The 13,162-nt window shown below is 35.3% G+C and carries 13 protein-coding genes; 6 read left to right on the forward strand and 7 right to left on the reverse strand.

All coding sequences use genetic code 11. From position 1 onward, the window contains the following. Positions 1-597: 597 nt before the first annotated feature. Positions 598-906, forward strand: coding sequence for a hypothetical protein (locus tag ACRD69_RS21950; protein WP_430817301.1), 309 nt, complete (start codon positions 598-600; stop codon positions 904-906). A gap of 55 nt (positions 907-961) precedes the next feature. Here ACRD69_RS21950 and ACRD69_RS21955 read toward each other — a convergent pair whose 3' ends face one another. Together ACRD69_RS21955 and ACRD69_RS21960 are read right to left on the reverse strand one after the other, a co-directional pair. Then, complete coding sequence (locus ACRD69_RS21955) at positions 962-1,816, reverse strand: LAPAL motif-containing putative phage structural protein (protein WP_430817302.1); 855 nt, start codon at positions 1,814-1,816, stop codon at positions 962-964. Between the two features lie 68 nt (positions 1,817-1,884). After that, complete coding sequence (locus ACRD69_RS21960) at positions 1,885-3,507, reverse strand: recombinase family protein (protein ID WP_430817303.1); 1,623 nt, start codon at positions 3,505-3,507, stop codon at positions 1,885-1,887. Between the two features lie 63 nt (positions 3,508-3,570). On the opposite strand from ACRD69_RS21960, the gene ACRD69_RS21965 reads away from it, so the two are divergent. From ACRD69_RS21965 to ACRD69_RS21975, 3 genes are all read left to right on the forward strand, one after another. Further along, positions 3,571-3,783 (forward strand): ATP-binding protein, encoded by a 213-nt coding sequence (locus ACRD69_RS21965; protein ID WP_430817304.1) that lies wholly within the window; start codon positions 3,571-3,573, stop codon positions 3,781-3,783. A 281-nt stretch (positions 3,784-4,064) separates the two neighbouring features. Beyond that, the gene (locus tag ACRD69_RS21970) at positions 4,065-4,346 is read left to right on the forward strand and encodes a DUF6471 domain-containing protein (RefSeq protein ID WP_430817306.1); all 282 of its coding nucleotides are present in this window, start codon (positions 4,065-4,067) and stop codon (positions 4,344-4,346) included. 1 nt (position 4,347) lies between these two features. Further along, the gene (locus ACRD69_RS21975) at positions 4,348-5,631 is read left to right on the forward strand and encodes a DNA cytosine methyltransferase (RefSeq protein WP_430817307.1); all 1,284 of its coding nucleotides are present in this window, start codon (positions 4,348-4,350) and stop codon (positions 5,629-5,631) included. On the opposite strand, the gene ACRD69_RS21980 is transcribed toward ACRD69_RS21975, so the two are convergent. The 4 genes from ACRD69_RS21980 to ACRD69_RS21995 all read right to left on the reverse strand — a co-directional run bounded on the left by ACRD69_RS21980 (position 5,574) and on the right by ACRD69_RS21995 (position 10,282). Then, the gene (locus tag ACRD69_RS21980; protein WP_430817308.1) at positions 5,574-6,419 is read right to left on the reverse strand and encodes a Cfr10I/Bse634I family restriction endonuclease; all 846 of its coding nucleotides are present in this window, start codon (positions 6,417-6,419) and stop codon (positions 5,574-5,576) included. The two genes, ACRD69_RS21975 and ACRD69_RS21980, sit on opposite strands and share 58 nt — an antisense overlap. Then, a complete protein-coding gene (locus ACRD69_RS21985) occupies positions 6,406-6,837 on the reverse strand; it encodes a very short patch repair endonuclease (RefSeq protein ID WP_430817309.1) in 432 nt (143 codons plus the stop codon). Before ACRD69_RS21985 ends, ACRD69_RS21980 begins: the two co-directional genes overlap by 14 nt. 65 nt (positions 6,838-6,902) lie before the next feature. Beyond that, a complete protein-coding gene (locus ACRD69_RS21990) occupies positions 6,903-8,264 on the reverse strand; it encodes a hypothetical protein (RefSeq protein ID WP_430817310.1) in 1,362 nt (453 codons plus the stop codon). Positions 8,265-8,650: 386 nt separating this feature from the next. Continuing rightward, positions 8,651-10,282 carry a recombinase family protein gene (locus tag ACRD69_RS21995; RefSeq protein WP_430817312.1) on the reverse strand — a complete coding sequence of 544 codons (1,632 nt, stop codon included), beginning with the start codon at positions 10,280-10,282 and terminating at the stop codon, positions 8,651-8,653. Between the two features lie 12 nt (positions 10,283-10,294). Here ACRD69_RS21995 and ACRD69_RS22000 point away from each other — a divergent pair, with 12 nt between their 5' ends. Beyond that, positions 10,295-11,035, forward strand: coding sequence for a YifB family Mg chelatase-like AAA ATPase (locus ACRD69_RS22000; protein WP_430817313.1), 741 nt, complete (start codon positions 10,295-10,297; stop codon positions 11,033-11,035). A 128-nt stretch (positions 11,036-11,163) separates the two neighbouring features. Then, positions 11,164-11,838: an inorganic pyrophosphatase gene (locus ACRD69_RS22005; protein WP_262325560.1), complete on the forward strand. Its 675-nt coding sequence runs from the start codon at positions 11,164-11,166 to the stop codon at positions 11,836-11,838. A 46-nt stretch (positions 11,839-11,884) separates the two neighbouring features. Here the strand turns inward: ACRD69_RS22005 and ACRD69_RS22010 are convergent, their stop codons facing one another. Next, on the reverse strand, positions 11,885-13,123 hold the full coding sequence (locus ACRD69_RS22010) for a sensor histidine kinase (protein ID WP_430817315.1): 1,239 nt from the start codon (positions 13,121-13,123) through the stop codon (positions 11,885-11,887). Positions 13,124-13,162: the final 39 nt, after the last annotated feature.

The raw sequence follows: 13,162 nt of genomic DNA on the forward strand, positions 1-13,162 counted from the left end.
AAACTCTTTGAGTTTACAACAGTTCCAACAGCTCATCATTATCATCATGATTTAGCTGTTTGTAGAACTAAAAGTATCTCTTAATTTTAAGCTTCAATTTGTCCAATAAGTTTTGACGTCAAACAATTATTCATCCTTGGTATAAAACATCACATAAAGATGAAGATGATATGCCTGCCCATATGATGTGGAAAGGAGTGACATTAGTTGATTTACAACTCACTGAGTTAATGAAACTGTATAACATTTATAAAGACCCATCGAAGTATGATAAGCATAAAGTTAGTTGGGATAAGCTATCTAAAATGGTTGATATCCAAATCAATTAAAATAGCTGTAAGTGACCAAAACAAGTGGAAAGCTATAAGGATGTTAGATGATAAGATAAAGGAACATTATCGAATCGTCTTAAAACAACGAATAGCAATCTATTGAAAAGAACCCTGTGCCTTATGGAACAGGGTTTCTTATTTCTTAATCATCAACTACCGTTAAAGATTTTATTTCTCTTGATTGATAGCGTATGTAACTAAAAGGGATTCTGTTCATTAGCTATGTATTTAAAAACAATCAATTATTCATTTAAACAATTACAAGATGGTAACCAAAATTTTTAAAACAATCGAGGAATTTGCAAAGTCTAACCCTTCTCAGGAAACAGTAGAGAGAGTATTAAACTACATTAACCGTTCTCAAATCTCTAAGGCAAGACTAGAATTAAGAGAAAGAAATATCGAACTCAATAGGTTAATGGGGCTTGGTAAGAAGATGAAGGAATCAGGTCTTAAGCTTGGTGATGATTATAAGAGTAAGGTAAATTCTATTAAGGCTGAAATAAAAAAACTTACTGCTATCATTCCTCCCAAAAAGGAGAAGAAGGAAGAGTCTAAGGAAGAAGAAAAATAATACCCTCATAAATAACAAACCCTCCTTAAATAGAGGGTTTGTTGTGTCATACATATTATAATTCTAACTTGCCTTGGTTTGGTTTAGAAATGTGTTCAATTACTTCTAATATTTGATAACTCTTTTGGTCTACAACATAGGTATTTAGACCTTCATCAAATGTTTTTCTTTTTCTTAATTTAACTCTTAATTGGTCACCTCTCCTGAATGGTTCATTGTTTAGTCTATTCAGGAAATTTTCATCTCTGACATATGCTTTTATTTCATAACCCCTCCAAATAAAACCCCATTTTGCACCTCCTTCAAAATGAATCGTTTTAATTACAATAATTACTTCTTCATCTTCCATAATTTCTTCTGGAATAGCTTCAATTTCTTGTAACTCAATGTCGTCAATAACCAAATCCTCGAACTCATTTCTTGAAACATCGATTATAGTAGTACCCTCTTTAGTAATATCTATACTCTGAATAGTGCCGTCATTTGAAACCACCTTGAAGGATTGATTAATTGATTGCTTAACCTCGATGTTGTTGTACGTATTATATACGATAGGGGTAACTTTTTCTTCATCTTCCTTTTGTACCATCTTGACAATTTCTTTTACCTCGTCAAAAGTAAAAGTCTTACCATCTTTCTTGGTTACCCAAAGGGTAAACAGAACAACGAATGAACCTGATACAATCGCACTTAATGTATTTAAAATAGCTGTTTGATACTCTGGCGATATCTTTATCTTAAAACTACCAGCCTCTGGAGGGAATACTTGAATTACTAAATCATCTTTTGCACACCCAACTTCCTCGTTGATTTTATACAGAATGTTATTGTAATGTTCAAGAAATTCAGTGAGAGTCTGTAATTTAATGTGGTTATCTCCACCAAATCTAATAGTAATTTCGTTGTTCATCTGTTTTGTTTAGGTTATAACAAATATAATTATTGTAAATAGACAAACAAGATTTTAAACACGTACTCTTAGTTATTTATATCCAAGTAATGTGAAACGATTATATTATCAGTTACGGTTGAGAATACGGTCTTAAACGGAGTGTCTATTCCCTTTAACTTGATTTCCATATACCCCAATTTATCATTACCATTGGTTGGGATTGGTTCCTTCCAATTTGAGTAATCATCTTTCTTATCACCAACCCTATTTTTCAACTCTAACTTTTTGATTCTCTTCACCTCTTTGTCAAAATCAAAATCTGAAATTCTCCATATTTTGATTCTTTCAATCATTGATTTTATTACTTCCTCCTGGTCTTCTTTAGAACCAACTAATTCAATTTCTGTGTTCATACCATCATTGAAAACTTTTATCTCATTTTCAATCTTATCAATATCAGATTTAAATTCCTTTATTGACATATTGGCAGACCCTATTTGTTCTTCAAACTCAGATTCTTGAATTAATCCTTTGGTAAAAAATCCAAGTAACTTCTTTCTTAATGATTCCTTTTCTTCAACCTGAGATTTGAAGTATTCAATCTGTGAAAGTTTACTATCTAAATCAAATGATTCTTTCTTTCTATCCCAATATTCATCAATGAATTCAGGTACACCCATAAAAACAAATCTTGTCACTCTATCAATCACCTTAGAACTGAATTGACCATTCTTACATTTGATTTGTTTATCCTTTCTACCTGAACAGAAATAATATGAACTAGGATTACCATTCCTCATATCAGTTCTTGATAAGTAAGATAGACCACAACAGCCACAAGATATTTTACCCTTTACTAGATACTTGTATTTAGATTCCTTATTGAAATATCCTTCATTCTCCTTAAATGTATTTTGAACTTCATCCCATAATGATTCATTTACTATTGAAGGTATCTTAATGACTTGACCTGAATAATGTCTTTCTCCTTTATAAAGTGGTGACTTAAGTATTTTAGTAATCGTATTCTTACCCCATTGGATTGATATATCACCATTAACAGTAGTTCTTTTTCTACCTCTTTTACTGTTCCTTGTTTCAACCCCTAATGAATCTAATTGGTTGGCTATCCATCTAGTAGATTTACCTTCCTTTCTCCATTCATACATTTGGATAACCCATTTAGCTTCTTCTTCATTGATACCGATATATCCATCTTTGGTTCTTTCAATACCATAAGGAGCTACACCAAGACCAGACCATTTACCTTGACTTGCTGAATATCTTCTACCTCTTATACTTCGGTCTATATAGGTGTTCCTTTCATACTCAGCCATAAATGAAAGTATGGTAATTACCATCTGATTCATTAGACCGCCTTCCAAAGTATTTAGATTATCCTTCTTGAAGTAGATATTGATACCCTTCTTGGTGAAGTCCTCTATTTCATTTAAGGAACGTAGGGCAGACCTAGAGAATCGGGATAGTTCCCAAACAAGAATATTTTTGATATTATTCTCTAGTACAAAGTCTTTCATTTCTTCATACTGTATACGTTCTGCATCAGGTGAATATCCTGATACCTTCTCTGCAAATACATTAACTACATTATAGTTAAGGGCAGTTGCATATTGTCTTAAAGATTCCTCTTGTGAGGTATAATCTTGGGAATCTGTAGAGACACGGAGATAAAGAATACAATCATTCATACCTTAAAAGTTTTCTTAAATGTATGAATAATAGGCGTAGTAATTAAAATTTATATCATAATAATGATAGGACCTCCCGGAGCGGGGAAGTCCATGTTGGCCAAGCGGCTGGCAAGTATTCTGCCGCCCTTAACTTTGGATGAGGCTTTAGAAACTACCAAGATACATTCGGTGGCGGGAAAGACCGGTAATGATACGGCACTAATTACCCAACGTCCCTTCAGGAGTCCGCATCATACGATAAGTGAAGTAGCAATATTTTTAAATGCGGCATAAATATACAAAAATTGCTAAGAAATTGCCGTGTACCCCATGCGTTTATTTTTTAATTCGCAGATAATCAATGATTAATATAATTACAAATAACTAACTACCCTATCTCTGTAAGCTTTAAGGGGTAGTTATGGTACGTTTAAAGACTACATAAGGTGCAATTAAAACCACGCACGATAACATTCGTAAACACTCACAATACCATTCGCATAAATCACAAATTATTCATCATTAACGCCAATTAATTTGCATATATGCAAATATAATTGCACTTTTACGCTGTCATGAGTAATGCCTATTGGAATAACAAAGCTAAGAGATTATTGAAATCTGAACTAGTTAGGCGAGGAATTTCGAACGAACAACTTGTTGTACTTCTTGATAGAGTGGGAGTTACAGAGACTAAATCAAGTATCGATTCTAAAATTAGTCGAGGTACATTTAGTGCTACTTTCTTAATTCAGTGCTTAAATGCTATCGGTTGCAAGCATTTCGTACCAGATATTTCACCAGACTTAGTAACAGAACCTCTTGAACTGAATAATGCCGTACAGAAACATGGATAAGATGATTTACACAAAGAAAGGTACAAACGCTACTTTTATCGATATTAATGGTTTTAACCCAGTAAAAGACAATAAATCATTCCCCGTAGTTAGTTTATTTACAGGGGCAGGAGGTATGGATATCGGTTTGGAAGACGCTGGATTTAGCACTAGTGTATGTATTGAAAATGACAGTCACTGTAGAGAAACATTAAAACATAATCGTCCAGATTGGCATGTTATTGAAAGTACTGAATTAAAAGTTAATAATGAACTTACACAGCGTGAAGCCGGAAACATTAGAGAAGTTACTACACAGGAAGTAAAGGATATTTTAGGAGAATCTGCTGACAATTTATCTTTAGTGGTTGGAGGTGCACCGTGTCAACCTTTTTCAAACATTGGCAAGAAAGAAGGAAAAAACGACAAAAAGAATGGCGATTTATTTCTTGAGTTTGTTAGGTTCGTTAGGGATTTAAGACCTAAAGGTTTTATTTTTGAGAACGTTTCAGGAATTACTCAAAAAAAGCATTCTGATGTAATTAATTACATGTTAGAAAACTTCAAAGGTCTTGGTTACGGTATTTCATATGCAATTCTCAATTCTGCCGACTATGGCGTTCCTCAAACCAGAAAAAGATTCTTCCTTATTGGTTTGCAAGGTGTCGATAACCCGGCTTTTCCATTACCTACCCATTTTTCAGGTAATCTAAACTCTATAAATGATTATATAGGTGTAAATAAGAGCACTGTGGACGTTAAAACGTTATCGAAGTGGGTAACTGTTGAACGTGCATTTAAGAAGCTTCCTAAGAACTATAAGAAGAGGAAAGATTATACGGTGATGAATATATCACAACCAGTGCAGGACAGAATGAAATATGTGCAGCAAGGTGAGAATTTTAAGTCAATCCCTTTGGACCTTCGCCCAAATTGTTGGAAGAACGGAAAACATCAAGGCGATGATACGTTTGGTAGATTAAAATCAGACGCACCTTCAGTTACAATTAGAACTGCGGCATATAATCCTTCTAAAGGTCGATACATACACCCTAATGAGAACAGAGGATTGGATACTATCGAACTGGCGGCATTACAATCATTTCCTTATGAGTGGACATTTAAAGTTGCTAACCCAAAGAAAGATATAACATTAGCAAGTGGAGGACGACAAATAGGTAATGCAGTCCCCCCGTTACTAGCAGAGGCAATTGGTAAGGCGCTATTACTTCAACTAAACAATGTGAATCAGTTTAGTATTCTTGACAAAACATCTGTTGCAGAGTTAAGCGAATCAACTGCATAAACCTCATCAACTGCCGCTTGTGGTTCATTGTGGACAGTTGTAATGGAATGTGTTGCAACTGTTCTTAGCGCTTTCCTATCAGAGTCATTGATACTGCGTGAAATTGCGTAGTATTTCAATCCTTTAGGGTCTATAATCCAGTTTCGTGTTTGAAGGTGTACATAAATTGCTTTCATTAAACTACCCTCATGTGGTAATTGCAACCTTCTATCAGGACGTAAAGAAGCCTTAACACCGATATAACCTATGATATCGTCAAAACCACAACTATTAACGAAACTTTGATACAATGACGAAATGAAATTCAGGTTCTCAGTTGTAAGTTCCGTTATTGGTTCAAATTCTGAAACTCTTTGCCTTACTACATCACCGCTAACAATTACAAAATCAGGATTTGAAGTTATTAGTTCAACATCGGTACTAGCTACAATTTTCTCACGCAAGTCATAAATAATATTACAAAATTCTTCATTATATAAGGTCGCTACATCGAATTGCCTAATGTTTGGGAGAATTAGCGCCAAATTAGCTGCGTCTCCACTTACGAATAAATTCCAAGATGCTATTCCTAATAGATATTCATACCAATCGCCATGAGCATTATTAAGTGCACCATCTTTTACGTTGGCATCTTCTGCCTTAATAGTATTGTCAAGTTCTTTGAAAAGTGTAATTAATGAGGTGTCACCTTCCGGTAAATTACCGTTCAACATCTCACATAAAGCTTCATCCTTATTTATTTGTGGTACAAGCTTTCGGTTTCTTCGAATATAACTAAGTAGTGCCATTTGCTTTTTGGGAATTTATAACTTCGATTATGTCATTTACACAAAATTGTAAATTATTCTTAATATCACACCCCCAAAAGCGCAAAACTTTCCATCCTTGATTTGTTAGGTACTGATTAACTTCATCATCTCTTCTAATATTCGACTCAATTTTTTTATGCCAAAACTCTTTATTTGTTTTGATTTTGTGCTTTGCTGTTTCCCAATCTTTACCATGAAAGAATTCGCTATCTGCAAATATTGCAACTTTGTATTTTGTAAACGTAAAGTCCGGCTTGCCAAAGATTTTTTTATTATTTCTTCGATACCGATATCCTCTTCTCCAAAGTTCCTTAGCAAGTAGTTCTTCAATCACCGTGTGAGAAGATTTTATCGCTTGCATATTCCTTCTTCGCTGGTCTAGAGTCTTATTATCCATTAGATGAAGATTTAGTGTTTGTTGGCCTGTGGCTCCGCCACAGACCATAACAAACGATACTATAGTTAGGCAACACCTAGGTAACACATGAATTTAAGAAAATTAAATTGAAACAATCCAACCCCAATGAAATCCTTCAACTTGGATAACTTCTCCCATTCTGATTCAGTTATTAAGTTCTTGTGATTTCTTTTAACAGTGTTTATTGCTTTATCTAAATTTTCGATTTGTAGTTTTCCACTCCTTGAATTCTTCCATACGAAATATATTAGCGCACTGAATTCAACATTTCCATCTAGGAAATTATTTATCATGAATTTAAGTTGGTTAACGTTCTTATCGTGTGAAAATCTTTTATCGATACTCTTAACCTTAACAGTGTTTAGTTTAACATCACCACTATTTAATTCCGGCACTATGCGAATTTTGTCGTATTTTAAATTTCTAGACTTGTTATAATGGCGTGTTGTAACATCATTGAAAGTTAACCTGTCACCTAATAACTGGTGAAATAACTGTGGAAGTTCGTTAGGATTCAATAAATCGAATAGGTCTAATCCGTTTTTCCCAATTATACCCGTTTTTGAAAACGCACCTGACGAAACCTTAACCTCAACTCTATCTACTTTGCAATTGGTTGTGTTGAATGTGGAGTGATGCATTTTGTCGATATACTGTTTTCTCATCTTATGCTCTCGTATTTCTAATGATTTCGGGTAAACCGTTAACCGTATATCACTATCTTTTTTCCCACTTATAAATTCGCCTGTATTCTTATCAAATTCGTTCGGAAAATCCCAAATTGAAGCTTTACTCGCTAACTTGTACCTAATGTCTTTACCGCTAATTTTATGCACAGCATTATTACATTGGTCTGATTGATAAAATACATCAGATAACCTTTCATAAGCACCATCATTGGCGTCTCTATAAATTTCGTATCGTGAGACATTGTTAAAGTTAAGCCTTAACACTCTCGAAACCTTTAGAATTGAGGAAAGTATCCATATGCTCGATTGCTCATATAAGATTTGATTATCAACCTCCATTAAGCAGTTTCTCCTGCTTCTAGTATGAGAGGTGTGTAGATAACCAACGTGAACATCATCAATGAATATTGAGAATGAATAATAGTAACTAACGCCTCCTTTGTGATTTGGTATAAGAGTAATTTCATCATTTACGGCATAAGGTGTATTCGAAACAAAAACCTCTTGAAATCGGAAATTAGTGCGATTAGTAATTTTGAAAGTAAGATGTAATTTATCTACACCATATACAGCATCTTTATCGTATACTAAAAACGTATTGTTATATAGGTTTTTTGGGTACGATGTCAACTTATTCTTACAATCCTTAATCCCTAAATGATGAAAGATTGTTTTATCTCTGACTTTTAATAGGTCATTTTCTAATTTAGTTTTCACTTACTGACCTCCTATGAGCCAGTATTTTTTGTTTATTAAACATGGTATTCGGCAATTTTGGCTGTTCTTCGATATTATTTTAGTTTCTTCTCAGCCTTTAAGTTATTTTTATGGATTACTGTTAAATTATGGATGCACCTGTCAAAACAAAATGCACCCATAATCATAAACCGAATCCTATAATAAATACCGTTAAAATCACTTTCCGGTATTATATTTTTTTATAATTTTTAATTTAAGTAATATTATTTTACTTAAATAGTTTTCTACATATCACCCCTGTTACTATAGTACTGGTCCTTATCATGTTCACAGTAAATCAGGATACCCACCACCCTCACCGGGATGTGTTATTCAAAGATAGGGGGGAGGGGGTAACGCCACAACTACTGCATTACATCCTTAACTAAGGACACTTTATGAAGTTTACCATTAATTAGTTCATAGCTGTATTGCTTAATTCCCTTCACTGTATAGTATGTGTATTCCTTGTATATATTCCTAACTACAACCTTTGTTATTTTCTCATGGTGAATAGTAGGAACTTGTTCCATAATGCAAGTATCTTTGTTATTCCCATGAATATAAATATCAGTTATTAAAGTATCTATAAATGTTTCATACTCTTGAGTTTTCATAGAATGACAATTTGTAACTGATTGAGTGCCATTTTTATTCATTTTCTCAAGGTACTCACCTAATCCCGTAATATACGTGGCACTTCTACTATCACTCTTCAACTTCTCCAATACAATCATTGAGTCATGTAAATTTTTCGTGTCTCTATCGATTGCCTCTTCAATCGCAATTTTTTGTTCAACATATTGGTCCTCCCTAATTACACTTCTCAATAATAGGTCTGTTAACTTTGTTAATTTCTTACTACTGCTGTTAATGTGCTTCTTGAATGTTTTGATATCCTTTTTTATTGAATCAACCTTAATGGTATTCTGTTTCATCTTAGGAATCATTACATCCCCAACTGTTACCTTCTCTGAATATTCAATTAGTAGTGACCAAATTGACAAGTAAACAAAACTGTTTAACAGATTTATGTTGATACCATAATTTCCACAAACTTTGGATGTTTGCCCTGTTACTTTATATCGATTGGACATACATTTATATGCGAAGTCCCTCTTCGATGCTCTTGCATGCTGATAATAACTTAACCCGCACTTACCACACTTAACAAGTCCCTTCAGGTAGTTAACAAAAATAGCTTTATCATTATTTAAATTTAAATTCTTATCAAAAATTTGTTTCGCTCTTATATATGTCACCTCATCGATAATGGCGGGTATGTCAACAACACCAAAAACATACTTTCTCTTTCCATGATAAGCTGAATTATGAAGTATTTCACGTATTTGGGTATCACTCCATTTAACCCCTTTTTTCGTTGGGATATTATCGTTATTGAGGCGTCTAGCTATTGAAGGTGACGCCATGCCATTTATAAAATAATCATAGATATCCTTAACCACCTCAGATTCATTCTTATCTATACACAACTTACCCGATTCACTCTTATATCCATAAGGTGGTAAACTAAATGAACCTCCGGACTTTAAATGGTAGTGCAACCCCCTTTTACTTCGTTCAGTAATTGTTGTTCTTTCGTATTGGGCAACACTTCCCATAATACCCAAAAGCATTTGCGCAGTATTATTTACCGATTTATCATCATTGAGAGTATTAATGTTTTCTTTCTTAGCGTAAACATTAATTCGCTTCTCTGTCAGTATATCTACGGTTTTGAGGATATCTTTAAGGTTGCGACCTAAGCGACTAAGTTCCCATATTAGAATATTATCAACCTGTCCACCCTTTGCGTAATCCATCAATTCTTTAAACGCAAGTCTTTCAGTAGCATTAGTTGTGCCTGAAACCTTCTCTTCATATACACCAAGGATTTTAAATTTCATATACTTAGCATAATCCCTTAGGTCCTGAATTTGAGATTTATTATTTTGTACTTCCGTTGATACTCTTGAATAAATTACACAGGATTTCATATTAAATTAATTTTGATTAATTATACGTCCGCATATAAAAATAGTTACACTGACGTGGCTTTGGTTGGTGGAGGCTCATTTCCGCAACCCGGTGAAATATCATTGGCTCACAATGGTGTGCTGTTTCTCGATGAGTTGCCTGAGTTTAAGCGAACAGTACTTGAAGTGATGCGTCAGCCTTTGGAAGACAGGCGTATTAGTATATCACGTGCCCGTTTTACAATTGATTATCCCGCCAGTTTTATGCTGGTTTCATCAATGAATCCCTGCCCATGTGGTTACTTTAATCATCCTGAAAAGAAATGCGTTTGCAGTCCCGGCGTTGTGCAAAAGTACCTGAGCAAAATATCAGGTCCTTTATTGGATCGTATCGATCTGCATATTGAAGTCGTGCCTGTTCCTTTCAATAAACTGGCAGAGGCGCCTCCGTCAGAGAACAGCATTAGCGTACGTGACCGTGTCATGAAAGCACGCCGCATTCAGGTTGACCGCTTTAAGGACAATGAAAGCGTCCACTGTAATGCGCAAATGAGCAGTCGCCTGTTTAGCCAATATGCCATGCCCGATGAGGCAGGCATGCGAATACTGAAAAGCGCCATGGAAAAGCTTGATCTGTCGGCCCGTGCCTATGACCGTATTTTAAAAGTATCGCGAACAATAGCCGATTTGGAAGAAAGCGATACAATACAATCGCATCATGTTGCCGAGGCTGTTCAATACAGAAGTTTGGACAGGTCTAACTGGGGTGCTTGATTGTTGCCTAACGATGAAGCATCAACTATCATGGGTAGAGTTGACAATAATCATCAACACTGGTTAAAACATTCTTTTACTTCGTGTTGTTGTATTACTAATCCAAAATCAACTAAAAAAAGAAACTTATGACATCAAATAGCTTAATGGACCCTATAGGACGCCTGATGGGATTAAGATATAAATCGCACCCGTGGCATGGGGTTGACATAGGCGATAAGTGCCCCGAAATACTAACCTGCTTTATTGAAGTGGTGCCAACAGATACAATTAAGTATGAGGTAGATAAGGAAAGTGGATACCTGCGTATAGACAGGCCGCAGAAGTATTCCAATGTTGTACCTGCACCTTACGGCTTTATTCCTCAGACATATTGTGGAAAACTGGTAGGTAAGTATTGTGCCGAAAAATCGGGCAAGAAAGATATCATAGGTGATGGCGATCCCTTGGATATTCTTGTGTTGACCGAGAAAGATATTCCCCACGGTGATGTATTGGCGCAGGCGATCCCGATCGGTGGATTTCGAATGCTGGATGGTAATCAGGCCGATGATAAAATTATATCGGTCCTTAAAAATGATGTGGTTTACGGCGAATACAAGGACATTAATGATATGCCTGAAATGGTGATTAAGCGATTAAAGCACTATTTCCTGACTTATAAAGATATGCCAGGACTAAGCAATGACTCAGAGATAACACATGTTTATGGTGCCGAAGAAGCTAAGGAAGTGATTAAACTTTCCATTAAAGATTACGAGAACCGCTTTGAGGGATTACGAAAAGCATTATCGACTTATTAATAACTGTGCATGTTGTTGCCCTTGGTATCAATAGGTGCAATTTGATTTAGAATGTCAGTTCAAAAATGTGCTCATTAGCATGTTGGTGGTAACTGATGGAAATAGCGGAAATATCGCAGATGCGTTTTACAATAGAAAGGCCAATGCCCAGCGATTGCGGGTGTTGGCTGTTTTTTTGAAACCTGCCGAATAGTTTCTCAGGCTCATAGGTCACCGGAAGTCCACTATTTGTTATTTGTAGAATGTTTTGATCAAATCGTATTTTGATGAAGCCATCGCTGACATTATGCCTGATCGCATTCTTTAATAAATTGAGCGTTAAGGTATGAGCAAGGGACATATTCATGGTCGAGCTTAGCTGGCTTGATGAAATGACTTCAACCTGCAGACCTGCTTCATCAATCAATGGTTCGAGGTTTTCTAATTGTTGGCGTATTAACTCATTAAAATTAACCGGTACCGCATCAGAAAAGACGCGATTGTCAAGTTTTGCCAGAAATATTAATGCCTGGTTGGTCTTCGACAGTCGATTGGTTGTTTCAATTAAGCCGGCAATGGTTTTGATTTGTTCTTCAGTTAAATTATCCGCCTGTATCAGCTCATCTAATTTGGCATTAATAATAGCCAGTGGTGTTTGTAACTCGTGCGATGTGTTGCCAGTGTACTCTTTCAAACGAATGTAGTCTTCTTTTATTTTTTTGTCCATGGCATTAAACACCTCGTTGAGCTGTTCAAACTCATCAATATCCGAAGTCATCAGGTCTAAACGATTGTCTTTGTTAACATCGAAAGCTTTAAGTTTATTGATTGTGTCGTAAAAAACAGTCAGAGAATACCTTGTTGATGCCCTGTTGACCATGTATAATATCAGGAAGAAAAGAATCGGAAATACGGTTAGCATCAGGGTAAACTTCATAACCATTAGATCAGATGGAGCAGTAGAGCGTATGACGGTATATTGGATGGTATGTGTGTGTGCAGGTTTGAGGTAGCTTAGTTTTCGGTAAAACTCATACTTGCCGGTTGATTTATTTTGAATAATGGTATCGGTAAAAGCATGTTGTGTTTCATCAGTTCTTAGCTGCAAAGTGTCAATACGAACGTCGGCATAAGTAAGTCCCTGGTCAAGGTTGTTTTCAACCTGTTGCTGTGCTTCAAGCAGCTCATTGTTAAACATTTTATTAACCGCATATCGAATAAAATAGTAACCACCCAGGCTTCCGATGAAAAAGAAGAAGATACTGGCTGAGATAAAATTCAATCCGGTTTTGGTTAATAGTTTCATGTTTGGACTTATGATTTATGATGTTTGCTTTTTATATTT

The organism is Carboxylicivirga agarovorans (genome assembly GCF_050589845.1).
In the GTDB taxonomy this organism is placed as follows: domain Bacteria; phylum Bacteroidota; class Bacteroidia; order Bacteroidales; family Marinilabiliaceae; genus Carboxylicivirga; species Carboxylicivirga agarovorans.

What these genes read in the sequence shown, in the direction of transcription:
- ACRD69_RS21950 (WP_430817301.1), top strand. Translation starts at nt 598, where the DNA reads ATGGTAACCAAAATTTTTAAAACAATCGAGGAATTTGCAAAGTCTAAC.
- ACRD69_RS21955 (WP_430817302.1), bottom strand. Translation starts at nt 1,816, where the DNA reads ATGAACAACGAAATTACTATTAGATTTGGTGGAGATAACCACATTAAA.
- ACRD69_RS21960 (WP_430817303.1), bottom strand. Translation starts at nt 3,507, where the DNA reads ATGAATGATTGTATTCTTTATCTCCGTGTCTCTACAGATTCCCAAGAT.
- ACRD69_RS21965 (WP_430817304.1), top strand. Translation starts at nt 3,571, where the DNA reads ATGATAGGACCTCCCGGAGCGGGGAAGTCCATGTTGGCCAAGCGGCTG.
- ACRD69_RS21970 (WP_430817306.1), top strand. Translation starts at nt 4,065, where the DNA reads ATGAGTAATGCCTATTGGAATAACAAAGCTAAGAGATTATTGAAATCT.
- ACRD69_RS21975 (WP_430817307.1), top strand. Translation starts at nt 4,348, where the DNA reads ATGATTTACACAAAGAAAGGTACAAACGCTACTTTTATCGATATTAAT.
- ACRD69_RS21980 (WP_430817308.1), bottom strand. Translation starts at nt 6,419, where the DNA reads ATGGCACTACTTAGTTATATTCGAAGAAACCGAAAGCTTGTACCACAA.
- ACRD69_RS21985 (WP_430817309.1), bottom strand. Translation starts at nt 6,837, where the DNA reads ATGGATAATAAGACTCTAGACCAGCGAAGAAGGAATATGCAAGCGATA.
- ACRD69_RS21995 (WP_430817312.1), bottom strand. Translation starts at nt 10,282, where the DNA reads ATGAAATCCTGTGTAATTTATTCAAGAGTATCAACGGAAGTACAAAAT.
- ACRD69_RS22005 (WP_262325560.1), top strand. Translation starts at nt 11,164, where the DNA reads ATGACATCAAATAGCTTAATGGACCCTATAGGACGCCTGATGGGATTA.
- ACRD69_RS22010 (WP_430817315.1), bottom strand. Translation starts at nt 13,123, where the DNA reads ATGAAACTATTAACCAAAACCGGATTGAATTTTATCTCAGCCAGTATC.